Annotated in this window: 20 protein-coding genes; 7 read left to right on the forward strand and 13 right to left on the reverse strand. The window is 32.1% G+C overall.

Going from position 1 to position 26,991, the window contains the following annotated elements; translation table 11 throughout:
- Positions 1-2: 2 nt before the first annotated feature.
- From ACIQ06_RS11945 to ACIQ06_RS11955, 3 genes are all read right to left on the reverse strand, one after another.
- Entirely contained in the window at positions 3-3,464 is a 3,462-nt protein-coding gene (locus ACIQ06_RS11945; protein WP_396146598.1) for an RHS repeat domain-containing protein, read from the reverse strand.
- Between the two features lie 3 nt (positions 3,465-3,467).
- Positions 3,468-5,438: a T9SS type A sorting domain-containing protein gene (locus ACIQ06_RS11950; protein WP_396146601.1), complete on the reverse strand. Its 1,971-nt coding sequence runs from the start codon at positions 5,436-5,438 to the stop codon at positions 3,468-3,470.
- Between the two features lie 764 nt (positions 5,439-6,202).
- Positions 6,203-7,201 carry a GntR family transcriptional regulator gene (locus ACIQ06_RS11955; protein WP_396146603.1) on the reverse strand — a complete coding sequence of 333 codons (999 nt, stop codon included), beginning with the start codon at positions 7,199-7,201 and terminating at the stop codon, positions 6,203-6,205.
- Between the two features lie 103 nt (positions 7,202-7,304).
- Between ACIQ06_RS11955 and ACIQ06_RS11960 the strand changes: the two genes are divergently transcribed.
- The 7 genes from ACIQ06_RS11960 to ACIQ06_RS11990 all read left to right on the forward strand — a co-directional run bounded on the left by ACIQ06_RS11960 (position 7,305) and on the right by ACIQ06_RS11990 (position 16,910).
- Positions 7,305-8,348, forward strand: a complete 1,044-nt coding sequence (locus ACIQ06_RS11960) for an aldose epimerase family protein (RefSeq protein WP_396146605.1) — start codon at positions 7,305-7,307, stop codon at positions 8,346-8,348.
- 4 nt (positions 8,349-8,352) lie between these two features.
- Positions 8,353-9,435, forward strand: a complete 1,083-nt coding sequence (locus ACIQ06_RS11965; RefSeq protein ID WP_396146607.1) for an arabinogalactan endo-beta-1,4-galactanase — start codon at positions 8,353-8,355, stop codon at positions 9,433-9,435.
- 2 nt (positions 9,436-9,437) lie between these two features.
- On the forward strand, positions 9,438-10,445 hold the full coding sequence (locus tag ACIQ06_RS11970; protein ID WP_396146610.1) for an arabinogalactan endo-beta-1,4-galactanase: 1,008 nt from the start codon (positions 9,438-9,440) through the stop codon (positions 10,443-10,445).
- 2 nt (positions 10,446-10,447) lie between these two features.
- On the forward strand, positions 10,448-12,850 hold the full coding sequence (gene galA / locus ACIQ06_RS11975; RefSeq protein WP_396146612.1) for a beta-galactosidase GalA: 2,403 nt from the start codon (positions 10,448-10,450) through the stop codon (positions 12,848-12,850).
- 19 nt (positions 12,851-12,869) lie between these two features.
- A complete protein-coding gene (gene galK / locus ACIQ06_RS11980) occupies positions 12,870-14,039 on the forward strand; it encodes a galactokinase (protein ID WP_396146614.1) in 1,170 nt (389 codons plus the stop codon).
- 48 nt (positions 14,040-14,087) lie between these two features.
- Positions 14,088-15,134, forward strand: a complete 1,047-nt coding sequence (locus ACIQ06_RS11985) for a UDP-glucose--hexose-1-phosphate uridylyltransferase (protein WP_396146616.1) — start codon at positions 14,088-14,090, stop codon at positions 15,132-15,134.
- Between the two features lie 105 nt (positions 15,135-15,239).
- Complete coding sequence (locus ACIQ06_RS11990) at positions 15,240-16,910, forward strand: sodium/sugar symporter (RefSeq protein ID WP_396146618.1); 1,671 nt, start codon at positions 15,240-15,242, stop codon at positions 16,908-16,910.
- Between the two features lie 5 nt (positions 16,911-16,915).
- On the opposite strand, the gene ACIQ06_RS11995 is transcribed toward ACIQ06_RS11990, so the two are convergent.
- From ACIQ06_RS11995 to ACIQ06_RS12040, 10 genes are all read right to left on the reverse strand, one after another.
- Positions 16,916-17,356, reverse strand: a complete 441-nt coding sequence (locus ACIQ06_RS11995; RefSeq protein WP_396146620.1) for a LexA family protein — start codon at positions 17,354-17,356, stop codon at positions 16,916-16,918.
- On the reverse strand, positions 17,347-18,621 hold the full coding sequence (locus ACIQ06_RS12000; RefSeq protein WP_396146622.1) for a Y-family DNA polymerase: 1,275 nt from the start codon (positions 18,619-18,621) through the stop codon (positions 17,347-17,349). The genes ACIQ06_RS11995 and ACIQ06_RS12000 overlap by 10 nt, the downstream gene beginning before the upstream one ends.
- 115 nt (positions 18,622-18,736) lie before the next feature.
- Positions 18,737-20,116: an NADH-quinone oxidoreductase subunit N gene (locus ACIQ06_RS12005; RefSeq protein ID WP_298303820.1), complete on the reverse strand. Its 1,380-nt coding sequence runs from the start codon at positions 20,114-20,116 to the stop codon at positions 18,737-18,739.
- Between the two features lie 5 nt (positions 20,117-20,121).
- Positions 20,122-21,564 (reverse strand): NuoM family protein, encoded by a 1,443-nt coding sequence (locus ACIQ06_RS12010; protein ID WP_396146624.1) that lies wholly within the window; start codon positions 21,562-21,564, stop codon positions 20,122-20,124.
- An 11-nt stretch (positions 21,565-21,575) separates the two neighbouring features.
- Positions 21,576-23,468 (reverse strand): NADH-quinone oxidoreductase subunit L, encoded by a 1,893-nt coding sequence (gene nuoL / locus ACIQ06_RS12015; protein WP_396146626.1) that lies wholly within the window; start codon positions 23,466-23,468, stop codon positions 21,576-21,578.
- Positions 23,469-23,474: 6 nt separating this feature from the next.
- Positions 23,475-23,795, reverse strand: coding sequence for an NADH-quinone oxidoreductase subunit NuoK (nuoK, locus tag ACIQ06_RS12020; RefSeq protein ID WP_345092040.1), 321 nt, complete (start codon positions 23,793-23,795; stop codon positions 23,475-23,477).
- Between the two features lie 2 nt (positions 23,796-23,797).
- The gene (locus ACIQ06_RS12025; RefSeq protein WP_298303829.1) at positions 23,798-24,319 is read right to left on the reverse strand and encodes an NADH-quinone oxidoreductase subunit J; all 522 of its coding nucleotides are present in this window, start codon (positions 24,317-24,319) and stop codon (positions 23,798-23,800) included.
- A 2-nt stretch (positions 24,320-24,321) separates the two neighbouring features.
- Positions 24,322-24,867, reverse strand: coding sequence for an NADH-quinone oxidoreductase subunit I (locus ACIQ06_RS12030; RefSeq protein WP_298303831.1), 546 nt, complete (start codon positions 24,865-24,867; stop codon positions 24,322-24,324).
- Positions 24,868-24,878: 11 nt separating this feature from the next.
- Complete coding sequence (gene nuoH, locus ACIQ06_RS12035; protein ID WP_345092030.1) at positions 24,879-25,910, reverse strand: NADH-quinone oxidoreductase subunit NuoH; 1,032 nt, start codon at positions 25,908-25,910, stop codon at positions 24,879-24,881.
- The gene (locus ACIQ06_RS12040; RefSeq protein WP_396146630.1) at positions 25,910-26,956 is read right to left on the reverse strand and encodes a 2Fe-2S iron-sulfur cluster-binding protein; all 1,047 of its coding nucleotides are present in this window, start codon (positions 26,954-26,956) and stop codon (positions 25,910-25,912) included. The genes nuoH and ACIQ06_RS12040 overlap by 1 nt, the downstream gene beginning before the upstream one ends.
- Between the last annotated feature and the right edge of the window lie 35 nt (positions 26,957-26,991).

Raw genomic sequence — 26,991 nt, forward strand, 5'->3', positions numbered from 1 at the left:
TATTAGTTTTGAGTTCTGTAATTGTATTGGTTCTCAGAAAGTATGTTTCCGTTTTTATCTTTAACAGTACTTAATCTTCCAAATGAATCATATTCATAAGTTATGGTATCGCCTTTTGGGTCGGTTATGGTGCTTACACCAACAAGCGGTTTGTAGGTAAAGGTGGTAATCATAGCGTTAGCCAAGTTTTCATTTGTTCGTAACGAGTTTAATGCTGTAATAACACTTGCCTCTGTACCTGTATTCGTAGCCGACTGAATAGCGGTTATCAAATTAGCAGGAATGCTACCATAAGCCATGTTTTCTAGTTTGGCTACGGGTAGGGTTTGGTTGTAGCCGTAGATGTAACTTATTATTGTACCATTTTCTTGTTGTACTTCTAACGGTTTGCTAAATTCATCATAGGCATTGTAGCGCACTCTTGCTTCAAGGGCATTGTTTCCTTTGGATGTGGTGATGGTTTGGGGCAAATAGGAAACATTACCAGCAAAAGCGGTTGAGTAGTTTATTTTGCTCGAAGACAATAAGGCATTATCTCTATAAGTTTCTATTTTTTCAATGGTCGAAATATTATTTTTAGAAGTTGGTGTATCAACCGTTGGTAAATAAAAATACTTTGTTTTCATAACTTCACCAAAGCTGTTACTAATAGTTGACTCGCTTATTTTCTTATTGATAGGGTTATACGCATAGGTTTCATCGGTTTGTACTATTTTTTGAGTATTGCCTTCATAAAAGTAATTTTTGGTGGTTTTGGAGGTGAGTTTAGCCCAGCCGAATGATTCTTTTAATAATTCTATATTAACATACTCGTTTGGTTGAATAAAGCCTGAACAACTGCCAAAATTAAAAGGACAAGTACTACATAAAACGCCTAAATTATAGTAAACATCATAATTGATTGCATAGGGAGCATAAGGATTATAAAACAAATTAGTGCTATTGAAACTTAAAACATAAAAATATAATCCATATACTTTATCAGTTTCAGAGGCTTCTTCAATTGTGTATGAATAGGTATTATCATTTATAATTTTATTAGAAGAATCATAAACTTTCTCATTTTTAAGTAATCCTCTTTTAAAATCTAAATTTTCAGAAATTAGAAATGGATAAAAGTTATTTCTTGTTTCTGGATAGTCCCTTGGAGATGTATATTCATAACTTGTATATCCTTTACCTATTTCAATTACTTTAACTGAACTATAGCCTATATCTGCGCCTTGTGTTTGGATTGTTTTAATATTGTTGTAAGATGTTAACTTTTTTAAGTTGAATATTGGTGTTAAACTATTATAGCATCCAGGCAAACAAGGAGAAACATCGTGTACTTTTTGTAGCTTATAGTCGTATTGAAAAATAGGTTTTTTTGTAACTAAAGCCCCATTTGAAATATTGTTTTGATGGTAGTTATAATTAATAAGTTTTGCAGGTGTTGCCGTCAATGGTGAATCAAAGACATTTTTTGCTACATTATCCTTGAAATACGCTATTTTATCAATTCGAACGCCACCACCAAAATCATATTGATAGGTGTTATTATTTACTTTATATATTGCTTTTATTGTTGCGTTAAAAGTGGTAGGAAAATTTAAATCAACAGATGTAAATGTAACAAAATATGCCCCTGGCGATAAATTATAAAGTATAGCGCTACAGTTTCCATCTGCACAAGTAGACTCGTCAATTCCTCCAACTGATGTATAAACATTGTTTTCATACTTATATATTATAAATCGGAAGTCTGACGAATTGACATTAAGTGTTGATACTAAATTTATATCTTGTGATTCGGTTAACGTAAAAAAAGGTTTGTACACATTTGAGAGGTTATTAAAGCTGACCGTTTGATCAAAAACATCCCAATTTTTAATATTATCATTATAATTGGTTATTGCTTCATCTCCTTCAAATGAATATGTATTGGATTGAAAATCAAATATAGCAGAGCCACCCGAAGGGTAAACAATTTTTTGTAGTACGTCAGTAGCTGTATAATCAGGATTTACTTCATTATAGTAAAAGTTAGATAAATAAGATGGAACAATAGTCAAATAGCCAAATACGTCGTTTTTAAAAATTTCATTATTATATGAAAGCGGTAAATCTTTATATTCAAATTTATAATCTTCAGTTTTTAATTGTGTTTGGTCTTTTGTTTGAATAGATTCTAAGAATAATCTATTATATTTTGAAGTTCTATAAACATGATTTAAACTAACTTTTTTGATAAAAATATCTTGCCAATTTTTTATAACAAATTCTTTCAAAATTAAAGAATTTTGAGCGCTAATTAACTTGGAATCTAGCCTACCTAATTGATAATTAAATTCAATTATGGCAAAATCTATTACCTTTATGGTACTTATTTTTTTTGTGAATACTTTTGTTTGTTGAGTTGTTACCACTGATTTTGGTGCTAAAGAGTTTAATGAACCTGAACAATTAGTTTCTTGAGTATGAATATAATCAGTCATAAAAATACTTTCTGTCAAATTCTCGGGAACATAATTCTCCTCAGTATGAGAAATTGTAAACTCGATATTTTGTTGTGAGGTATATATGAAATCAATTAATAGTTTGTTATTTGGGCTAAATATTTTTGAAAGATTATAGGCTGATGCAAATTCATCATCTTCACTAATATTACTAATAGGTGAAGAAGCTGGCACAAAACTAGTTGATGTATTAATAGTTGTGTTTTTTGATTTTTCAATAATATCAAATAAATATCTATATCCTAAATTATCAAAAATTTCAATCGTATTTACTACAAATGTTTGCGGATCATAATTCAATTTAATCTGAATATCATTTGCTAGGCTTAAATTTTTTACGAATAATGTGTTATTGCCAAAATTTTTTTCAATTATAAATCTTCCTGTTTTGCCCATAAAATTAAATTGCCACAAGTCATACTGCGTATCCATTTTATTTTTTTCAACAATATCAAATAAGTATTCATTCATTTCATAGAATGTAAAAGGCAGTGAAACTCCAAGAACTTGAAAACCAAACATTTTATGATAAATATTTTTATAATAGGTGTTATTTTGATAAACACCAATTTTATGACCGCCATTTGCACCACTTCTAATGGAATAAATTTCATCTGGTAAACCTCTAACAGTCCTACTAATAGTCCCTCCTGCAAGTAAAGACCAACCTAATCCTGTATCACTAGAGACTGTTTCAGGTCTAATACTTCCCGAATGATAACTCAAAGCTAAATTAAAATTAATATCTTTAGAAAGTGTTGGAGTACTAAACAATGGTATAGAAATATCAGGTACTCCAGTATAATTACTTACAGGTACTTCTTCAAATTTCATAAGAGCAGCAACTGTTGGTGAAGGCGGTATTACTGTAGGTAAATCAGTTTTTATTTCAGGATTCTGAGCAGTAGCCTTAAAAAATGTTAACCCTAAAAAAAAGATTATATAGTTTAAATTATTTTTCATCATTTCTTAATTTTTTGTAATTCCTTTAATAATTTTCACTCCATCACTTTGCACATTGGTTTTTATATTGACGATATAAATTCCTTCGGGTTGTGCGGTTAAGTCTATGGGTATTGTTCTGCTTGTAATTTCGATTTTTTGGATGACTCTTCCTGATAAATCTACTATGGTTGCAGTTCCTGATTCGAAGTCGTAACCAATGACTATGTTGGTATATCCTAAAGTTGGGTTTGGAGATGCTTCAATAGTTAGTTTTGGTTTTTCTTTTTTGGTTTCATCTTTTACTTTGACTACCCAAAAATCTTTGTTTCCAAAGCTGTTCTTTTTGTCACCAGATGGAGGTGTTTTTTTTTGTGGTGAGCTTGCTCCTTTACTATTATTATTTCCATCGCCTAGACTTGGTGCATTTAACACGTTTCCTAATTCACCACCACCTAATTTTAAAGGTGAATCTTCTTTTAAACCTATTGCATCTTTAACCTGATTAGTTGCATTAGTGGTTGTGTTGTTAATTTCCTTATTAATAGAATCGGTTGTTTGACTAATTGTTGAGTTGACTTCACTTTTTGCTTTATTGAACTGTTGGTTTTCACCAGTCATTCCACCTAGCATACTTGAATTTTTTGAAGAACTAGAATTTCCGTAAATAACAGATGGTGTCATTTGTGGGTTGGAAGTTCCTGCAAAAAGATAACCGCCATCTCTGGTTTCAATTACTCTTTTTAAAACATCTTCACCATTGCTACCAACCGTTTTACTCCATAGTTCTTGTCCTTTTTCGTCAATTTTAAGCGCTATGTAGTCATCTGTTCCTGATTTTGCTTTAGCATTTTTCAGTTTCAATTTGGCATCACCGTTTAGTTCTCCTTTTGCAAAACCACCAATTAAATAAGTATGATCATCGTTTTCTACTAAAGAGGTAAGAATATCATACTTACCAAAGTTGTAAGTTTCTTGCCATGTAATTACACCATTTTCGTCTAATTTCAACACCCAAAAATCAGTTCCTTCGCTATTGGTTCTGCTTTTTTCTTCGCTTGCATTTGAATTGGAATTACCTCCTAGAATATAACCTTTATCAAAAGTTTGATGTGCTACATATAATTGGTCGTCTTTATCACCACCAATTGTTTTTTGCCAAATGATTTCACCTTTAGCATCAGTTTTAAGAATCCAATAATCTCCAATTCCTTTGTTATCGTCAGCTTTGTTTCCTGATTTTGGTGAGTTGGAATACCCTCCAATAATAAAACCTCCATCAAAGGTTTGCTCAATGCTTCTTAATTCGTCGGCATAAATCCCACCATAAGTTTTTTGCCATTCGATTTTACCTTTACTATCTAACTTTACAACCCAGTAATCTAAATTTCCGAAATATTCTGATGTTTTATGAGTATCTCCGTTAGGATTTGTAACCGTCTGTTGTTTTTCTTCAGGTTCTGAAGCTGATGAGCCACCTATAATGTAACCCCCATCTTTAGTTTGCACGATGGTACTAAGTTTTTCTTGCGCACTACCACCAATTGTTTTTTGCCATTCTATGCTACCTGTAGCTGTAAGTTTGATAATCCAAAAGTCGTCTTGACCTTTTGAATCTGCTTCTTTGTTAAATCCTTTATTTGAATTTGATATTCCTGCAAGTATGTAACCTGCATCATTTGTTAGTGTAATACTTTGAAGAAAATCACTTCCTGTTCCACCAAAATTCTTTTGCCAATCTAATTCACCTTCTTCATTCATTTTCCAAATCCAATAATCGAGGTCTCCATTATTATCTTCGGTTTTGTTTCCTGATTTTTTAGACAATGAACTTCCTGCTAGGATAAATCCATAATCAGGAGTTGGTTTTGCATCCATTAAATAATCTGCATGTTTGCCACCATAACTTTTTTCCCAGAGAATTTTTTGGGAATAAGAGTAGGTGTTTAAAAAACAAAATGCAATTGGCAATAGCATTTTTGACAGGTTGTGTTTCATAGGTGAGGTTATTAAATTATTTTATAAATCTATTTAAACGGATTGGAAATTATTTTGCTTAAAGTTTACTAAAACTCAAAGCTATTGTAAATTGATTTTATGATTTTACGGGAAACCGTAAAATGGATAATTTTAAAAAAAAAATGAATTGATTATGCAAATCTATAAGAACGTAAACAATAAATAAGTAAGCAAAAAGTGTACATTTTAGAAAATAGTTAACACTTTTTTTGTATGATTTTTACTTCATAAAGCTAATCATAATTATTTATAAAAAAAGCTTTTTTTAAAATATTTTTTTAATAAAAAAACGTTTGTACAACATAATCTACAAAATATGTTGATTTTTATTGACGATATAATAATATTAAAAACAAACATTAATCCTTGATTTTAAAGGTCTTTTAATGATTGAAAACCAAAATTATCTGCGTCCAAAAATATTTTATTTGGTTGTATTATTTACACGTAGTTTTACTTGATTTTAATTGAAAAAAGAGTTTTTGTGTTGAATAAACTTTTGAAGTAGTTTGAATTGTGATTTACTTTTTTGCCTAACATTATATAAAGCTTTTCTAAATCCTTTTCAGGAAGGTGTATTGCAATAGAATAGATATTTTCAGCAATCATAGTATGTAAAATATTTAACAAAAAAGTGATTTGTAAAAGCTACTAAAAATTTCATAATCAATCAACAATTGGTTAGATATTTTACCTGAATCGTGTACGTAAAAAGCTTCTGATTTTTCAGAAGCTTTTTTTATTTACAAAGAATTCCTAATAATCAAATTGTTCTTATTCTCGATTTGGACTTTTTTATTTTCTAAAATCATTTCCGCAAGTTGTTTTCCCATTTCATTAAAATCTGTTGAAATGGTTGTGATTCCGTTTTCTACAACTTTTTTTAAAGGTGTTTCATTATAGGAAATGATTCCGAAGTCTAAGCCCAATTTTAAATTTTGAGTTTTGGATTTTTCTATGACTTTTACTAAATCTCGATCGTCTGGAATTACAAATACTTCACCATTTTGTAACGTTCTTTCTTCAAATTGATTGATAACTTCATGATTCAAATGATAGTCATTACAGAATTTTTCAAATCCAATTTTCATTCCTAATGGTTCCCGAAATCCAGGAAAAATTAAAATTAACTTTTGGTATTTGTCAATTAGATGTCTTCCTTTTAATAAAGCTTCATAGATATCTTTTACAAAATTTTGATGAATAGAAGGATAATCTTTCAGATCTGAATTCGTTTGGTCTAAAATATAAACATCTTGTTTGGGAAGTGTTTTTATTAATGATGCCGCACCTACTAAATTTGTTGGCATAATGATGTATTTTGAATAGTTTCCATTACTTTCATTAATCAGTTTCTTAAACATTTCAATATTAAAATGATGAAAGAAAATATCAATCTGAGCCGCATTATTCATCTTTTCCAAAAAGGAATTGTAGATGTCTTCTTTAAAAATATTCAATTCATCAAACAATAAAAAAATTCTTTGCTCAAAACTAAATTCAACACTTTTTACATAATATCCCTTTCCTAAAATAGCGTAAATAATCCCTCTTTTTTTAAGTTCATCATAGGCTAACAAAACAGTATCTCTTGAAATAGAAAACTCTAAACTTACCTTGTTAACAGAAGGTAATTTGTCATTTTTTTTTAATCGATTTTCAGAAATAGCCGCTTCAATTGAAAACACTATTTGTTTATACTTAGGTAAATTGGAATGTTTGTCAACAGTAATAATTTTCATGTGAAATAAATTAACTGGTGGCAAGTTACATAAAAACTGGTAGGTACTGGTATGGTTTAGAAATGTATTTTTTTACTTTTGATACAATATTAATAAAATAGCGATGTTAAAAATTCGTAATTCACATTTTAAAGAATCTAAAAAAGACAAATCATTTGGTTATTTACCTAGTGATAAGGAAGTGTTTTGTTACAATTTGTCCAATAAAAATGGTTTTGAAGTTGAAGTGATTAATTATGGAGCAGTAATTTCTTCAATAAAAATTCCCATTTCCAAAAAGGAAAAAGTTGATATTGTTCTAGGCTTTGAAACTTTAGAAAATTATATTCAATCATTTAATTTACCTAGTGCTCCATATTTAGGTGCTATAGTCGGAAGATATGCAGGAAGAATAAATAACGCTGAATTTATTTTAAACGGAAATAGAGTAGAACTTACTAAAAATCATGGTTCTCATCAACTTCACGGAGGAATCAATGGTTTTAGCAAAGCATTATGGAATGTTAAGAATGTTACGACAAATGCAATTACGTTGGAATATATAAGTCAGGACAATGAAGAAAATTTTCCAGGACAATTAACAACACAAGTGACTTATATCTTAACTGAAGATAACGAATTGAAAGTAGATATGTTTGCAAAATCTACTGAAGATACCGTAATAAATCTCACACAACATAGCTATTTTAACTTAGACGGACAATCTGAAGATATTGTGAATCAAGATTTATTTGTAAATTCATCCAAAACTTTGGAAACCAATATTGATAATATACCAACAGGTAGATTTTTTGAAGTTGCTAGAAGTCCATTCGATTTTAATTTACCAAAAGAATGTCCAACTAAAATTGATAACACCTTTGTTTTAAATGATAACGATACTGTTTCGGCTATATTAATAAGTAAAAAGAATAATTTGAAAATGTCGGTTTTTACTAACCAACCAGCAATTCATATTTATGTTGGTGGAAATTGTTTTAATCAAATCAAAGGAAAAGAAAATGCGAGTTACCATCCATTAAGTGGTATTTGTTTTGAAGCACAAAATTTTCCAGATGCACCAAATCACGAACATTTTCCAAGTGCAGTTTTGAAAAAAGACGAAACTTATCATCATAAAACCACATTCAAATTCGAAAAAATATAAAGTTATGAAAAAGCTATTTATTTTAATTTTCAGTTTTTTATTAGCATCATGTTCCTCAAGTGATGATACTCAACAAACACCAACACCTAATCCAATGCCAACGGATGATTTTATTCGTGCAGCTGATATGTCATTTTTACCTTTAATTGAAAGTGAAGGAATAACATATAAAAATAATGGTGCTGTACAAGATGCATTAACAACTTTAAAAAATGCAGGTTGCAATACCATTAGAATTCGTCTATGGAAAAATCCAACCGTAAATCAATCTACTTTTAATGAAGTTAAAACATTTACAACAAGAGCCAAAAATGCAGGATTTAAAGTTTGGCTAACGGTTCATTATTCTGATACTTGGGCTGATCCTGCACATCAAACTACTCCAACAGAATGGCAAAGTTTAAATTTTAATGATTTAAAAACAGCAGCTGAAAATTATACGTCAACCATTTTAACAGAAATCAATCCAGATATTATCCAAATAGGTAACGAAATCAACAGCGGATTGCTTTGGCCTCAGGGACATTTAATCAACAATGAAAGTCAAAGTTTGCAATTGATTGCAGCCATAAGTACCAAAATTAGAACACAAAAACCAGCAACAAAAATAATGCTTCATTATGCCGGAATCGGAAGTGGATCCACATGGTTTTTCAATAAAATGAGTGCAATAAATTATGATTATATCGGATTGTCTTATTATCCAATTTGGCATGGAAAAAACCTTTCAGATGTAAATGCTACAATTACATCTTTAGGACAAACACACAATAAAAAAGTCATTATTGCCGAAACAGCTTATCCATTTACACTCAATTGGAACGATTGGACCAACAATATAGTGGGACAAAATGATCAATTAATTACAACTTATCCAGCATCCAATGAAGGTCAGAAAAATTTTATTTTGGCAATAAAAAATCTCGTAAAACAAAATTCTCATGGACTAGGTTTTTGCTATTGGGGTTCAGAATGGGTTGCTTTTAGAGGAACTCAATCTACAAATGGTTCTTCATGGGAAAATCAAGCTTTATGGGATTTTAATAATAATGCACTTCCTGTAATGGATGCTTTTAGTCCAAATTAATAATGAAAAATTTATTTTACATAGTATCGATTGCATTAATTTTGACATCATGTACTGTTTACAAAGCTGCTTTCGCAAAAGGCGCCGATGTGGGTTGGTTGCCTCAAATGGAAGCCACAGGTTACAAATTTTATGACCAAGACGGTACTGAAAAAGAATGTTTACAACTACTTAAAGACAGAGGAATGAATTCGGTTCGTTTGCGTGTTTGGGTAAATCCAAATGATGACAAAGCAAGCGGACATTGTGGTAAAGATGAAACTGTAGCAATGGCATTACGTGCCCAAAAAATGGGCATGCGTGTGATGATTAACTTTCATTATTCCGATTCTTGGGCTGATCCTGCAAAGCAAAATAAACCTGCTGCGTGGAAAAATCATTCGTTTCCGGAATTACTAAATGATGTTTACAATCATACTTTTGAAGTGATTTCTGCTTTAAAAAATGCAGGTGTAACTCCAGAATGGGTGCAAGTTGGAAACGAAATTCCAGGCGGAATGATGTGGCCAGAAGGAAGCACCGATAACTGGAATCAACTTGGGCAACTTTTAAATAAAGGTTACGATGCTGTAAAAGCGGTTGATAAAAAAATCAAAGTAATCGTTCACGTTGATGAAGGAAATAACAATGCAAAATTTAGAACGTTCTTCGATAATGCTAAGGCTCAAAAGGTAAAATACGATATCATCGGACTTTCGTATTATCCTTATTGGATTAAAAAAGATTATTCAGAAACCATTGCCGACTTAGAATTCAATCTTAACGATATGGTAAATCGTTACAATAAAGATGTTATGATTGTTGAAGTTGGTGGTGAAGATGACAAAGTTCAAAACACTTATGAATTATTAAAAGCTACTATTGAAGCCGTTAAAAAAGTTCCAAATAAAAGAGGTTTGGGAGTGATGTATTGGGAACCACAAGGCGCAAAATCATGGAGTGGATACAGTTTAAGCGCATGGCAAGCTGACGGAAAACCATCACCAGCATTAGATGCATTTAAAGAATAATTATGATGAAAAAAATATACTATTTTGCTCTACTTCTAATGGGTTTAAGTACAACTTTTGCTCAGAAAAAAATCAGTTTAGACGAAGATTGGAAATTTCATTTTGGAAATTCATCTGATGTTTCCAAAGATTTCGATTATGGAAAAACAGCGTTGCTTCACAAGTCTAATGTATATGCAACTACTATTGTAAACCCAAAATTTGTAGATTCCACTTGGAAAAAAATCAACGTTCCACACGATTGGGTTGTTGAACTTCCTTTTGTAAAATCTGAGCAAGTTGAAATGGATAGTCACGGTTACAAGCCTGTTGGTGGTGCTTATCCGGAAACGAGTGTTGGTTGGTATCGCAAACATTTTTCTGTCGATAAAAAAGACGATGGAAAACGATTCGAACTTCAATTTGACGGTATTTATAGAAATGCGGAAATTTGGTTCAACGGATTTTATGTAGGAACTAATTTTAGTGGTTACGTTGGTAATTCTTATGATGTTTCAGATTATGTAAATTTTGAAGGCGATAATGTTATTGTAGTTCGAGTGGATGCCACACAATATGAAGGATGGTTTTATGAAGGTGCCGGAATTTATCGTCACGTTTGGTTGAATGTTACTGATAAAGTTTTCATCCCAAATGATGGTGTTTTTGTGCATTCAAAAGTAAACGGTAAAAACGCAACTGTAACTGTAGAAACTGAAGTTGAAAGTAAAAATCTACAACCTTCTAATGCTGTTGTTTATTCAATAATTACCGATAGAAACGGCAAACAATTAGGTAAAACTTCGGAACAAAGAATTGCACTTTCGGTAAACGGAAAAACTACCATTAAGCAAAATTTGAACTTGAACAACGTTACATTTTGGTCACTTGAAAATCCGTATTTGTACAAGGTAATTTCTGTTGTAAAATCAGGAAACCAAGTGGTACATCAAACAAAAACACGTTTCGGAATTAAAACTGTAAAATTTGATTCCAAAGAAGGCTTTTTCTTGAACGGAAAAAAAATCAAAATTCAAGGCACAAACAACCATCAAGACCACGCCGGAATTGGAAGTGCACTACCTGATTTTATGCAATATTATCGTATAAAATTACTGAAAGAAATGGGTTCTAATGCTTATAGAGCAAGTCATAACGCACCAACTCCAGAACTTTTGCAAGCTTGTGATAGTTTGGGAATGTTAGTTGTTGATGAACAACGTTTGCTAAACAGCAGTCCAGAATATATCGACCAGTTTAAACGAATACTTAAACGAGATAGAAATCACGCTTCCGTTTTTTTATGGTCCATTGGAAATGAGGAACAGAATATTCAAGGAAACGATTATGGAAAGCGAATTGCAAAAACACTTTTAGCTATTCAAGCAGAGTTAGACCCAACGAGAACGTCAACATATGCAGCTGATATGCCTAACGAATTCAAAGGTGTAAATGAAGTAATTCCAATCCGCGGATTTAATTATCGTGAATATGCTGTTGCCGATTATCATCGTGATCATCCCAATCAACCTTTACTTGGAACTGAAATGGGAAGTACCGTAACTACTCGTGGAATCTATGAAAAAGATGAAATTCGCGCCTATGTTCCAGACCAAGATATTACACATCCTTGGTGGGCAAGCAAAGCTGAAACTTGGTGGAAATTGGCTGCAGAAAATGACTATTGGCTTGGTGGTTTTGTTTGGACAGGATTTGATTATCGCGGTGAACCAACACCATACAAATGGCCCAATATCAGTTCGCATTTCGGAATTTTAGATGTTTGTGGTTTCCCAAAAAACATTTATTACTATTATAAAAGTTGGTGGACGAATGAAGATATTCTGCACATTTCACCACATTGGAATTGGCCAGAAAAGTTAGGTAAACCAATTGATGTTTGGGTAAATACCAATGCTGATGGTGTAGAATTATTCCTTAACGGAAAAAGCTTAGGTAAAAAATCCATGCCAAGAAATAGCCATTTGCAATGGGAAGTCAACTACGAACCAGGAACTTTAGAAGCAGTTGCTTATAAAAACGGGAAGAAATTAACTTCAAAAGTTGAAACTACAAATCACGCTGCAAAAGTTATTGCTGTAGCCGATAAATCTTCGGTTTTAGCTGATGGTAAAGATGGAGTAATTGTGAATATTTCGATTGTTGATGATAAAGGTAGAGAACTACCAAATGCTAACAATATGGTTTATTTCAAACTAATTGGCGATGCTAAAATTATTGGCGTAGGTAATGGTGATCCGAGTTCGCATGAACCAGATAAATGTTCTGATGGTGCTTGGCAAAGAAGTGCATTCAACGGAAAATGTCAAGTGATTATTCAAGCCGGAAAAACAGTTGGAGATGTAAAATTGGAAGTAAAATCAAATAGACTCACATCATCATCAATCCTATTAAACATCAAATAAAAGCCGCAATATTTATCTCATGAAGAAAAAATTAATAAAAAACACAACGGAACATTTTGAAAAATCCTTTCAAAATAAACCGGAACATATTTTCCTTTCACCAGGAAGAATCAATATTATTGGTGAACATGTTGATTATAATGATGGTTTTGTTTTGCCAGCCGCAATCAATAAATACGTTTGCATCGCAATTTCACCTAATAAAAACTCTGATTGTAAAATCATAGCTAAAGATTTGAATGAGGTTTTCGAATTTAATTTGAAAGACACTTTAGTTCCTAATCAAATCATGTGGATTAATTATATTCTTGGTGTTTTGCAACAATTAAAAGAGCAAAAGCAATTCGATAACGGATTTAATGCCGTTTTTAGTAGTTCTGTTCCTATTGGTTCTGGACTTTCATCTTCGGCTGCAGTCGAATGTGGATTTGCTTATGCGTTCAATAAAATGTTTGCTTTAGGTTTAACCAAAGAAGAAATTGCACTCATCGGACAAAAATCAGAACATACTTTTGTTGGTGTAAATTGTGGGATTATGGATCAATTTGCTTCGGTTTTTGGCAAGAAAGATAAAGTCATCAAACTTGATTGCAACACATTGGAATACGAATACCATAAAGCTGATTTCAAAAAATATTCACTACTTTTATTGGATAGCAATGTAAAACACACGCATTTAACATCAGGTTATAACGATAGAAGAAACGAGGTAGAACAAGGTTTAGCCATCATAAAAAGTCATTTTCCAGAAGTAAAAACCTTTAGAAATTGTACTGAAGAAATGGTAAATGCTCTTAAAAATGAATTAGGAGAAATCGTTTACAAAAGATGTCATTTTGTAGTAAAAGAAATTCAACGTGTTCAAGATGCCGTTGATGCTTTAGAAAATTCAGATTTTAATAGACTAGGAAATTTAATGACCGAAACACATCATGGTTTGTCTAAAGAATATGAAGTGAGTTGCGATGAATTAGATTTTTTAGTTGATGCTGTAGCCAATGAAACTTCGGTTTTAGGAGCAAGAATGATGGGTGGCGGTTTTGGAGGTTGTTCTATAAATCTAGTAGAAAAAGGTTCAGAAAAGGAACTAAGAGAAAAAATTTCAGCGCAATATCGTTCCAAATTTGGAATAGATTTAAAATCATACAAAGTAAAAATATCCAAAGGAACATCAGAATATAAGAATTAATTAAACCTGACAGGTTTCTAAAACCTGTCAGGTTTAAAAAATAAAAACATGCAAAACTTCAACCATAACGAACATCCACACAGAAGATATAATCCTTTGCTAGACGAATGGATTTTGGTTTCGCCACATCGCGCCAAACGTCCATGGCAAGGTCAAAACGAGAAAATTGCAGAAGACAATCGTCCAGAACACGATGAAAATTGCTATTTGTGCTCAGGAAATGTTCGTTCAAATGGAGTAAAAAATGACAATTATACCGATTGTTATGTGTTTGAAAATGATTTTTCTGCTTTGTTACGAGATGAGGTTGATTTTGAAAATAATTTCAACAATTTATTTCAGTTAAAACCAGAACGAGGAATTAATAAAGTCATTTGTTTTTCACCAAAGCACAACCTTACTTTACCCGAAATGGATGTTTCAGATATTGAAAAGGTGGTAAAAGTTTGGAAAGAACAATACATCGAATTAGGAAGTCAAGATTTCATCAATTACGTTCAGATTTTTGAAAATAAAGGAAGCGTTATGGGTTGTAGCAATCCACATCCACATGGTCAAATTTGGGCGCAATCTTCTTTGCCAACTCAAATAGAAAAAACACAAAAAAGCCTGCGTTCTTACTACGATAAAAATCAATCTAGTTTGTTGAAAGATTATGTTGAGCAAGAATTAAAGTTGCAAGAACGTGTCGTTATTGAGAATGATCATTTTGTGGTTTTGGTTCCTTTTTGGGCAACTTGGCCTTATGAAACTATGATTATCAGCAAAAGACATTTCGGAAATATCATAGCAATGACCAATGATGAAACGAAAGCATTTTCAGAAATTCTGAAAGGAATTACCGTTAAATATGATAACTTATTCGAAACGTCTTTTCCTTATTCAGCAGGAATTCATCAATCACCAACCGATAGAGTTTCGCATCCAGAATGGCATTTTCACATGCATTTTTATCCACCATTATTGCGAAGCGCGACTGTAAAAAAATTTATGGTCGGTTATGAAATGCTTGCTGAAGCACAACGCGATATTTCACCAGAGCAAAGTGCTAAAATTTTAAGAGAATTATCAGATGTTCATTTTAAAAAGAGATAATTAAATTATAAACTTTAACCATTAAGAAATTAAGATTCATTAAGACTTAATTACCTTAATACCTTAATGGTTAAAAAATTGAAAACTAACTATTAAACTAAACCAATGCAAACACTAGCAACCAAAGACTATATTGTTTTCTTCCTCTATTTTATAATAATTGTAGGTTACGGATTTTGGATTTACAACCGAAAAAAGAAAGCGCAAACCAGTAGTAACGATTATTTTCTTGCCGAAGGTTCGTTAACTTGGTGGGCAATTGGAGCGTCTTTAATTGCGAGTAACATCAGTGCTGAGCAGTTTATTGGAATGAGTGGAAGTGGTTTCAAAATGGGATTGGCTATTGCCACTTACGAATGGATGGCGGCAATTACTCTGGTAATCGTTGCGGTTTTCTTCATGCCAGTATATCTCAAAAACAAAATATTTACCATGCCTCAATATTTAAAACAGCGGTATAATGGCAATGTTGCAATGATTATGGCCGTTTTTTGGTTGTTGTTATATGTTTTGGTAAATCTAACTTCAATATTGTATTTAGGAGCTTTAGCAATTAGTAGTATTTCAGGTTTGAATATTACTTTGTGTATGATATTCTTAGCAGTTTTTGCAGTTATGATTACACTTGGCGGAATGAAAGTTATTGGTTACACTGACGTTATTCAGGTATTTTTCTTGATTTTAGGTGGATTGATTACCACATATTTAGCTTTAAATTTAGTAGCTACCGAATTTGGTTCTGATGGAGTTATCAACGGATTTAATATTATGCGAGATAAAGCCGATGACCATTTTCATATGATTTTTGATAAAACCAATCCAAATTATATGGATTTACCAGGACTTTCAGTACTAATTGGTGGAATGTTAATTATCAATCTTAATTATTGGGGTTGCAACCAATACATTACTCAAAGAGCTTTAGGTGCCGATTTGAAAACCGCCCGTGGTGGAATTTTATTTGCTGCTTTCTTGAAGTTATTAATGCCAATTATAGTCGTTTTGCCAGGAATTGCCGCTTATGTTTTATATCAAAACGGACATTTTCAAACGGAAATGTTACAAGACGGAAGTGTAAATCCAGATCGAGCTTATCCTATTTTATTGAATTTATTACCAGTTGGATTAAAAGGACTTTCGTTTGCCGCATTGACAGCAGCGATTGTAGCTTCTTTGGCAGGAAAAGCGAACAGTATAGCAACGATTTTTACATTGGACGTTTACAAAGAAAAAATAAATGTTGAGGCAAGCGAGAAAAAATTAGTAAGCATTGGAAAACTTACGATAATCACAGCAATGATTATTGCTGTTGTTGTAGCGCCATTTTTAGGAATAGATAAAAAAGGAGGTTTTCAATACATTCAAGAATACACAGGATTTGTGAGTCCAGGAGTTTTTGCGATGTTTATTTTGGGTTTCTTTTGGAAAAAAACTACTTCAAACGCCGCTTTGTTTGCAACGATTGGCGGATTTATTCTTTCAATCATTTTCAAATTCATGCCAGCTTTTGTTGATTTATCATTCTTAAATCCAATGGGATTTGCTGTGCCAAATGCTGATGGCGTATATGAAATTCCGTTTATTGATAGAATGGGATTTGTATTCTTAATTTGCGTTATTGGAATGTATTTTATTAGTATGTATGAAACTAAAAAAGGTGTTCAAACCAATGGTTTAGAAGTTGATAAAACGATGTTCAAAATGTCACCAAGTTTCACTGTAGGAATGCTTGTGATTGTTGCAGTTACAGCAGCTTTGTATACTGTTTTTTGGTAGAAATATTATAAGTTTTTAATCACATAAGTAACAATACCCCAAATTATCAACTCATTTTCGTCACTGACTTTTATGGGTTGGTAATTTTTATTTTCAGGCATTAGGTAGATACAATTTTCTTCTGTTTTGATTCGTTTTACGGTGAACTCACCATCGATGAAACAAACCGCAATTTTGTTGTTTTGAGGTTCTAAACTTCGGTCAACAACAAGAATGTCTTTATCATTTATTCCGGCATTTATCATCGAATTTCCATTTACTTTTATGTAAAACGTAGATAAAGGATTTTTACATAATTCTTTATTTAAATCAATGCCACTTTCCATAAAATCGGTTGCAGGCGATGGGAATCCAGCAGAAACACCTTCTTTTATGTAAGGTATTTTCAATTCGCTTTCTAAGTTTGGACGGAAGAAAATTAAAGAAGGTTCTCTTTTTAGTGACATTTTATTTCTAGTATTTCGTTAAATCTTGTAGTGAATCTAGGTGACAAATGATTTTGCTTCATGTTCCAAGTTAGATTTAAATTTTGTGTTCCTAATTTTACTTTTCGATCTCCAATTTTAGCATTCAAAAAATCCATTGCTTTCATGATTGCCAAATGCTTCGGATTTTCTTCTTCAAATAATTGAAGCTGTTTTTTATCTTCATCAATTAATTCAGTAACTATTACACCTGCTTTTTTGAATTTGATTCCTTCATTTCCTTTGTACAAATCTTTCAACATGGATATGGCAACATTTGAAATTGTCAAAGTCGAATTGGTTGAATAAGGCAAAGTAACCGCTTTGTTGAAATAATATTTTTGAGATTGGTATTTGTGTTTATCAATGACCAACATTACAATTATTGTTTGACAACATGATTTTTGTTTGCGTAATTTTTCGGCACAAACCGCAGAAAATGTTGCTATGCGTTCTCGTAAATCGTCAAATTCTGAAATCTGTTTCGGAAAACTTCTAGTAGTAGCAATACTTTTCTTTTGTTCCCGAATAGGTTCTAAATCTAAAACCGATTTTCCCTCCAATTCATATTTTAATCGCATACCAATAACGCCCATTTCTTTTCTAATCCATGCTTCGTGTTGAGGTTTTGTAAAATCATAAGCTGTTAGAATATTGTGCGCCATCATTTTCTTTGTTAACCTGCGACCAATTCCCCAAACGTCCTCAATTTTAGTCCATTTTATAGCTTTGACACGTTTTTCTTCCGTATCAATTACATAAATTCCTTGTGTTCTGTCTTGAAACTTTTTTGCAATTCTATTGGCTACTTTTGAAAGCGCTTTAGTTGGTGCAAATCCGACACAAACAGGAATTCCAACCCATTTTTGTACACGTTTCTTAATCTGAATTCCATAATCATGATAATCAGAAATTGACATTCCGTCAAAGTTTAGAAAGGCTTCATCAATACTATAAATTTCAAGATTTGGAGTAAACGCTTCTAAAGTTTTCATCACACGATTACTCAAGTCACCATATAAAGGATAATTAGAAGAGAAGACTTTAACATTTTTCTCTTTCAGAAGTTCACGAATTTTAAATTCAGGTGCACCCATTGGAACACCAACTTCTTTAGCTTCGTTACTTCTAGAGATGACACAACCGTCATTATTAGATAAAATAACAACCGGTTTTCCATTATATTGAGGTTGGAAAACACGTTCGCACGAGGCATAAAAATTGTTACAATCGACTAAAGCATACATATTGTAAATTTAGTCAATAATTGAATTTCACAATTGTTAAATAGTTCGATTGTTGATAAATAAAAAACCATCAAAATTGCTTTTGATGGTTTTGAGTATTTTAAAAATAGTCTTCCTATTTGATTAAATCTGTAACTAAAGATGGATACAATCCGATGATGATATTTAATACAATTGAAACTATTCCAACTGCATAATATACAAATGGAGTGCTTTGTTTTTCTTCACTTGGTTCTTTAGTATACATTGCTAAAATTAGTTTGAAATAATATCCAACACTAATTATAGAATTAATAACACCAGCAATAACTACGATTAAGAATCCGGCTTGAATGGTTTGTGTAAACAACATAAATTTAGCAAAAAATCCAGAGAAAATTGGGATTCCAGCCATTGATAAAAGTGACGCTGTTAAAACTGCTGCCATTACTGGATTTGTCTTTCCAAGTCCGTTGAAGTTTAAAATATCTTCATTGTCTTTATTTCTTGTAACATTTATGATTACTGCAAAGGAAGCAATTCCTGCTAAAGCATAAGCAACCGTATAATAAAGTAAGTTCCCAGATGAATTAGATAGACTCAATAAAGTCATCATCATAAAACCTGCATGTGAAATACCTGAAAACGCCAACATACGTTTTACATTATTTTGACGTAAAGCCATAATATTTCCAACAGTCATAGAAGCAATTGAAACTATTATAATGATGTTTTGGTATGCCGAAGAGATATCAGCATTCATAGTAGCCAATAATTTATATAATGTTGCAAAAGCCACAACTTTTGCTAAAGTACTCATCGTAGCTGTTACAATTGAAGGTGCACCTTCATAAACATCTGGTGCCCAAAAATGAAACGGTACAGCAGCAATTTTAAATAACATACCAACAGTTAATAACGAAATACCTATTGGAAACCAAATTGGTAATTCTGCTGAGCGCGACATTTCGCTAATCTCTGTAACATCAAAACTTCCCATAGCACCATAAATTAAACAGATACCAAATAGAATAAATCCTGATGCAAACGAACCCATTAGGAAATATTTCATTCCGGCTTCATTACTTTTTATATCCAATCTGCTACTTCCTGCAAGAATGTAAAGAGCTATTGATAATGTTTCAATTCCTAAAAAGTACATTGATAGGTTAGAGAAAGAAACCATCGCAACAGCACCTGCTAAAAGGAAAATTTTTATTGCTATAAAGTCAGAAATTTTTGTTTCATGATCTTTGTAAACATCGTGACTCATGGCTACTAAAAATATAGTAAGAACAATGAATAATGATGAAAAAGCATTAGAAAATTTATCAGCAACAATCATATTGGTGTATTGACTGTTTAACAATTCTCCAAATGACCAAATATTTAGTGTTGTGCCTAGTATTGCTAATAGACCTAAGATAACTACAGGTACAATTGCTTTTCTAAAATTAAAGATTTCAGCTATAAGACAGAAAACGCCTAAACCTGATATTGCTATTAATGTATTCATTATAATTAGTTAAATCTATTAATTTGAATTAGAGTTTCTTTTATGCTTGGCATTACCAAATCTACAATTGGTTTTGGATACAATCCGTAGAAAAGTAAAAAGGCAATTATTATCACAAAGACAATTATTTCGGTTGTTGTAACGTCTGCAAATAATTTAGTATTTGTTTCTCCTAGCATTACATTTTGGAACATTTTTAACATATAATAAGCTCCTAATATTATGGTTGTTCCACCAAGAACTGCATACCAAATGTTTACTTGAGATAAACTATACAAAACGGTAAACTCTCCAATAAAGTTGAATGTTCCTGGCAAAGCAACAGATGCTAAAACCAAAATCATAAACATAGAAGTGAATTTTGATGCTTGCGAACGAACACCGCCCATTTCATCAATTTTGTATGTTTCAAATCTTCTAAAAATTACTTCAGCAGCAAAGAATAATCCAACGATTACAAATCCGTGAGCAATCATTTGAGAAACAGCTCCGCTTAAACCATCTGCTGTTAAAGTATAACAACCAGCAGCAATTAATCCTACGTGAGCAAGAGAAGAATAAGCAAGTAATTTTTTCAAATCCTTTTGGCGCAAAGCCACTATAGAACCATAAATAACTCCAGCAATACTTAAACCAATTAAAACTGGCATGTAAGTTTTAGCAGCTAACGGAGCAATTGGTAATTGCCAACGAATTACACTATATAATCCCATTTTTAACATGATTCCTGATAGAAGCATTGTTCCAACGGTTGGTGCTTTTTGATATACTTTCGCCTGCCAAGTGTGGAAAGGTATGATTGGAATTTTAATAGCATAAGCTAAAAAGAAGGCTAAGAAAATCCAAGTTTGTTCGGTTGTAGATAAATTTAATTTTGTTAAATCTTCCAATAGAAAACTTCCAGCTTTGGTGTACAAATAAGCAAATGCAATAAGCATAAATAAGGAACCACCTAAAGTATAAATGAAGAATTTAACTACGGCTTTTTTACGTTCTTCAGTATCGCCATTACCCCAAACTAATGCTATAAAGTATATTGGAATTAAAGCAAGTTCCCAAAAGATATAATATAATAATCCGTCGCTTGCTAAGAAAGTTCCAACCATCGCAAATGCCATGAATAATACTAATCCATAGAAGTTTTTAGAATTTTTGAAATTATTTCCGAAAGAAGATAATACAATTAATGGAAGCAATGAAGTTGTTAAAAGTACCATTGCTAATGATAATCCATCGGCTTTAAGTGCAAAGGAGATATTAGGTTGTAAAATCCAAGGATTTGATAAGCTAATGTTTATTCCGCCCAAAAATTGATTTACTAATATTGAAGAGCATACTAAAGCAGCCAAACTAAATAATAAAGCCACTTTTGAAGCGAATTTATCTCCAGAAAGGAAGGTTGCAATGGCACCAACTAAGAGTAGTATTAATATAAGTGATACGTTCATTTTGTTTTAAATTATTGAGCTAAAAATAAATAACTAACTATGGCTAAAAGTCCTATTACGAATGCAAATAAATACAATCCGATACTTCCAGTTTGTAATTTTTTTCCTTGATTTCCAATTCCATTTGCAACGGTTCCAAATCCGTAAACTACTTTTCCTAGAGCAGGTTCTAAAGTTGTTCTAAAGAAATTTGAAAGTCCATTCAAAGGTTTTACTATTAATGAAGTGTAAAATTCATCAACATAATATTTGTTATAAATGGTTTTTGATAAACCTGAAATTTCAGAATCTTCTTTTGGAACAAATCCTTGTTTGATGTATTTAGAATACGCCCAAACAATTCCGATAATTGCACCAGTTAAAGCAATTGCCATCAACATATATTCTTGACTTCCAAGAGCATGATGTTCATGTTTAGTAACTAAAATTGGTTCTAAGAAATGATTTAACCAATTGCTTCCAGGTAAATTAATTAATCCACCAACAGTAGCTAATGCAGCAAGTATGATAAGTGGCAAAGTTATTAAACTTGGACTTTCATGTAAGTGATGTTTTTGCTCTTCCGTTCCTCTAAATTCTCTAAAGAATGTTAAGTACATTAATCGGAACATATAGAATGCTGTCATGATTGATGCAATAGAACCAACAATCCAAAGTACTTTATTATGTTCAAAAGCTACCATTAAAATTTCATCTTTTGACCAAAATCCTGCGAAAGGAAAAATACCTGCAATTGCTAATGTTGAAATTAACATTGTTGCAAAAGTGATTGGCATTACTTTTCGTAAACCACCCATTTTACGCATATCTTGTTCGCCATGCAAAGCGTGAATTACAGAACCAGAACCCAAGAATAAACAAGCTTTAAAGAAAGCATGTGTTATTACATGAAATACAGCTACAGTATATGCACCCATTCCTAAAGCTAAAAACATTAGTCCTAATTGAGAAACTGTTGAATAAGCTAATACTTTTTTAATATCGTTTTGAAGTAATCCAATTGATGCTGCAACTAATGCTGTTATTGCTCCAACAACTGCAATTATGTGTTGTACATCATGAGTTAAATCAAATAAGAAATTCATTCTTGTAATCATGAAAATACCAGCCGTTACCATCGTTGCAGCATGAATTAATGCCGAAACTGGAGTTGGCCCAGCCATCGCATCTGGTAACCAAGTGTAAAGTGGTAATTGTGCAGATTTTCCTGTAGCTCCGATGAAAAGGCATAATGCGGCTAATCCTAATAATGTAGGGATTGTATTTGTTGTGAAATTCATATTGGTTAAAATCTGTTTCATTTCAACAAAATCAATTGTAGAAAATAAACTTGCCAAAATAAATATCCCAATCAAGAAACCTAAATCACCAATTCTATTCATGATGAAAGCTTTCTTTGCAGCATCGTTATAATCTTGGTTTTTATACCAAAATCCGATAAGTAAGTAGGAGCAAAGTCCAACGCCTTCCCATCCGATAAACATTACTAATAAGTTGCTTCCAACTACTAATGTTATCATGAAGAAGATAAACAAATTCAAATACGCAAAAAACTTGTGCATATTTTCATCATCGTGCATGTAGCTGATAGAGTATAAGTGAATCAAAGAACCAATTCCGGTTACAAATAATAACCACAATAATGATAATTGGTCTAATAAAATTCCAAAATCAATTTTCAGATTTCCTAATTGAATCCAATCAAATAATTTAATAACTTGAATTGCTTTGCCTGAAGTATTTAATTGCATGAAGAAGTAAACACTCATCACAAAAGAAACTGCCACAGCAATTGTTCCTATTGCACCTGAAATGTTTTTTCCTGCTTTCTTTCCGAAGAAAACATTGAATAAGAACCCAACAAATGGGGTTAATAATAAGAGTAAAACTAAACTATTCTCCATTAGGGATTATCCTTTTAAGTTTTTTAAATTTGATATATCTACCGAACCAATATTTCGGAAAACAGCAACTAAAATCGCCAAACCTACAGCAACTTCTGCAGCAGCAACAGCCATTGAAAAGAATACAAATACTTCTCCTTTTGCATCTTGCCAATACGTTGAAAAGGCAACAAAAAGTAAGTTTACTGCATTCAACATAATTTCTATTGACATAAAAACAATGATGGCATTTCTTCTGTACAATACTCCAAAGACTCCTATACAAAATAGAAGAACAGAAAGGAAAATGTAATTTTCAATACCAATTTGATTTAAAATATTCTCCATGATTATTTAGTTGGTTTTTCTTTTTTTGATAATAAAACAGCTCCAATCATTGCCACTAAAAGTAGGATAGAAGCAAATTCAAATGGAACCATAAATCCTTCTTTGTCATCCAATAAAACAGTTCCTAATTTTTTTATGGATTGAAAATCTTCACCAGTTGTAGGATAATCACCAACGAAAGGTTTTGAGTACATAAATATTAAAACTAATGCTGTACTCAATAAAATAAATGTTGTTATGGCACCAAGTCTAGTAATTCTTGGTTTGTGAACTTCATCTTCTTTATTCAAATTCATTAACATGATGGTGAATAAGAATAGAATCATAATGGCACCAGAATAGACTATAACATGAACTATTGCAAGGAATTGTGCATTAAATAATAAATAGTGTCCTGCAATTGAAAAGAAACATAACACTAAATAAATAGCACTATGAATAGGATTTTTGCTGTATATGGTCAAAAACGCTGTTGCTAATGTGATAGCAGCTAAAACGTAAAATATGATAAGTATCGGTGACATAATTAATTAAGTTTTTTAGTATTTGCCATAGCCATTTCTAGTGGCATCACTAATTTATCTTTTCCGAAAATAAAATCTTCTCTATTATATTGTGCTGGAACTAATTCTTTAGAAATTGTAAGGTAAATTGCGTCTTTTGGACAAGCTTCTTCACACAATCCACAGAAAATGCAACGCAACATATTGATTTCGTAGATTGAAGCGTATTTTTCTTCTCTGTACAAATGTTCTTCACCTTTTTTACGTTCTTCGGCTTTCATGGTAATTGCTTCTGCTGGACATGAAAGAGCGCACAAACCACAAGCCGTACAATTTTCTCTTCCTTGTTCGTCGCGTTTCAACATGTGCTGACCACGATAAACAGGACTAAACTCACGTACTTGTTCTGGATAATGAATCGTTGCTTTTTTCTTAAAAAAGTGTTTGATGGTAATCCATAAACCTTTAAAAATTGCTATCAGGTACATTCTTTCAAGAAAAGTCATTTCTTTATTAGAAACTTGTTTTTTCTTACCTGATAATGATATACTTTGTATCGATGTTGACATAATTTCTTTTCTTATTTAAAAGCTAGAATGCAAATTCCTGTTATAATAATATTGACAATAGATAGTGGAATTAATATTCTCCATCCTAAATTCATCAATTGATCGTATCTAAATCTTGGTATTGTCCATCTAATCCACATAAAGAAAAAGATGAAGAAACATAATTTGGCAAATAAGGCAAATATACCTATCACATTTCCAATATTTACACCCCAATTTTCTATAGCCCAACTCATTCCTGGATAATTGTATCCACCAAAGAATAAGACTGAAATTATTGTTGCCGAAATAAACATATTAGCATATTCAGCAAATAAATAGAATCCCATTTTCATGGAAGAATATTCGGTATGATAACCACCAATTAATTCTGATTCACATTCTGCCAAATCGAAAGGTGTTCTGTTAGTTTCTGCAAAAGCACAAATCAAAAAGATTAAGAATGACAATGGTTGATAGAATACATTCCAGTGTAAACCATGTTGTTGAACAGAGATTTCTTTTAAACTCAATGTTCCTGTCATCATCAATAAAGCTATTATAGATAAACCCATTGCAATTTCATACGAAACCATTTGTGATGCAGCACGAACTGCTCCCATCAATGAAAACTTATTGTTAGAAGCCCAACCTCCAATCATAATTCCATAAACACCAAGAGAAACTACAGCGAAAATGTATAAAATTGCACTGTCTGTATCGGTTGCTTGAAGTATTACTGTTCTACCAAAAATTTCTAATCTATCACCCCAAGGAATTACAGCACTGGTCATCAATGCCGTACTCATTGCTACCGCTGGACCAACAAAAAATAAAAATCTATTTTTAGTATTTGGTTCAAATTCTTCTTTGGCAAAAAGTTTCATTCCATCGGCAAGTGGTTGTAATAATCCACCCCAACCAGCACGGTTTGGTCCAACTCTGTCTTGAAGATATGCAGCAACTTTACGTTCTGCCCAAGTTGAATACATTGCCATAACCATTGTGACTGCAAATATCACAACAATAAAGATACTTTTTTCTATTATAAATGCACTATCCATTATTTTGTATCTATTTTGTTACCGTCAATTTTTTCGTTATAATCAATTTCCGACATACTGATTTTTTTACGATCGATATCTCTTCCCATTAATATTCCTTTTTCTGTTTCAATCACCACTTTATCCATTTTACGTGTATAATTGTTTTGATTGATAACAGAGTCTTTTTCAAATCTTCTCGGACCTTCAATTACCCAGTCAGAAACTTCTTTTTTGTCAAAACGACATGTGTTGCAGATAAAATCTTCTACTTCATGGTATTCGTCTTTTCTTGCTGTAACTCTTTGAATTTCGTTTCCAAACATCCAAAGTGTTGTTTTTCCGCAACATCCTGGAGTGGTACATTCTCTGTGAGCGTTGAAAGGTTTGTTGAACCAAACTCTAGATTTGAATCGGAATGTTTTATCTGTCAAAGCTCCAACAGGACAAACATCAATCATGTTTCCAGAGAATTCGTTATCAATTGCTGCTGAAACGCAAGTTGAAATTTGTGAATGGTCGCCACGATTTAAAACTCCGTGAACTCTTCCATCAGTTAATTGATCTGCAACTTCTACACAACGTTGACAAACGATGCAACGGTTCATATGTAATTGGATGTGTGGGCCAATATCTTCAGGTTCGAAAGTTCTTTTTTCTTCTATGAAACGAGTTTCCGATTTTCCGTGTTCGAATGATAAATTTTGCAAATCACATTCTCCTGCTTGATCACAAACCGGACAATCTAATGGGTGATTTATCAAAAGGAATTCGGTTACTGCTTTTCTAGCTTCGGTTACTCTTTCAGAAGATTTGCTAGCTACTTCCATTCCGTCTTGACAACCAGTAACACAAGATGCTACTAATTTCGGCATTGGTCTTGGATCGGCTTCGCTACCTTTTGTAACGTCAACTAAACAACAACGGCATTTTCCACCAGTTCCTTTTAGTTTAGAATAATAACACATGGCTGGCGGAACTGATTCTCCACCAATCATACGAGCAGCTTGCAGGATTGTTGTTCCTGCTTCTACTTCTATTTCTTGACCGTCTATGGTTACTTTCATTGTAAATTTTCTTTTTTAAGTTTTCGGATTCATTT

This window comes from Flavobacterium sp., from assembly GCF_044341265.1.
GTDB lineage: Bacteria > Bacteroidota > Bacteroidia > Flavobacteriales > Flavobacteriaceae > Flavobacterium.

Excerpts from the sequence above, each read along its gene's own strand:
- ACIQ06_RS11985 (WP_396146616.1), top strand. The coding sequence starts at position 14,088 with ATGCAAAACTTCAACCATAACGAACATCCACACAGAAGATATAATCCT.
- galA (WP_396146612.1), top strand. The coding sequence starts at position 10,448 with ATGATGAAAAAAATATACTATTTTGCTCTACTTCTAATGGGTTTAAGT.
- nuoL (WP_396146626.1), bottom strand. The coding sequence starts at position 23,468 with ATGGAGAATAGTTTAGTTTTACTCTTATTATTAACCCCATTTGTTGGG.
- nuoH (WP_345092030.1), bottom strand. The coding sequence starts at position 25,910 with ATGGATAGTGCATTTATAATAGAAAAAAGTATCTTTATTGTTGTGATA.
- ACIQ06_RS12005 (WP_298303820.1), bottom strand. The coding sequence starts at position 20,116 with ATGAATACATTAATAGCAATATCAGGTTTAGGCGTTTTCTGTCTTATA.
- ACIQ06_RS12010 (WP_396146624.1), bottom strand. The coding sequence starts at position 21,564 with ATGAACGTATCACTTATATTAATACTACTCTTAGTTGGTGCCATTGCA.
- ACIQ06_RS11950 (WP_396146601.1), bottom strand. The coding sequence starts at position 5,438 with ATGAAACACAACCTGTCAAAAATGCTATTGCCAATTGCATTTTGTTTT.
- ACIQ06_RS11965 (WP_396146607.1), top strand. The coding sequence starts at position 8,353 with ATGAAAAAGCTATTTATTTTAATTTTCAGTTTTTTATTAGCATCATGT.
- ACIQ06_RS12040 (WP_396146630.1), bottom strand. The coding sequence starts at position 26,956 with ATGAAAGTAACCATAGACGGTCAAGAAATAGAAGTAGAAGCAGGAACA.
- ACIQ06_RS11945 (WP_396146598.1), bottom strand. The coding sequence starts at position 3,464 with ATGATGAAAAATAATTTAAACTATATAATCTTTTTTTTAGGGTTAACA.
- ACIQ06_RS11995 (WP_396146620.1), bottom strand. The coding sequence starts at position 17,356 with ATGTCACTAAAAAGAGAACCTTCTTTAATTTTCTTCCGTCCAAACTTA.
- ACIQ06_RS11955 (WP_396146603.1), bottom strand. The coding sequence starts at position 7,201 with ATGAAAATTATTACTGTTGACAAACATTCCAATTTACCTAAGTATAAA.
- ACIQ06_RS12030 (WP_298303831.1), bottom strand. The coding sequence starts at position 24,867 with ATGTCAACATCGATACAAAGTATATCATTATCAGGTAAGAAAAAACAA.
- ACIQ06_RS12025 (WP_298303829.1), bottom strand. The coding sequence starts at position 24,319 with ATGTCACCGATACTTATCATATTTTACGTTTTAGCTGCTATCACATTA.
- ACIQ06_RS11990 (WP_396146618.1), top strand. The coding sequence starts at position 15,240 with ATGCAAACACTAGCAACCAAAGACTATATTGTTTTCTTCCTCTATTTT.
- nuoK (WP_345092040.1), bottom strand. The coding sequence starts at position 23,795 with ATGGAGAATATTTTAAATCAAATTGGTATTGAAAATTACATTTTCCTT.
- galK (WP_396146614.1), top strand. The coding sequence starts at position 12,870 with ATGAAGAAAAAATTAATAAAAAACACAACGGAACATTTTGAAAAATCC.
- ACIQ06_RS12000 (WP_396146622.1), bottom strand. The coding sequence starts at position 18,621 with ATGTATGCTTTAGTCGATTGTAACAATTTTTATGCCTCGTGCGAACGT.
- ACIQ06_RS11960 (WP_396146605.1), top strand. The coding sequence starts at position 7,305 with ATGTTAAAAATTCGTAATTCACATTTTAAAGAATCTAAAAAAGACAAA.
- ACIQ06_RS11970 (WP_396146610.1), top strand. The coding sequence starts at position 9,438 with ATGAAAAATTTATTTTACATAGTATCGATTGCATTAATTTTGACATCA.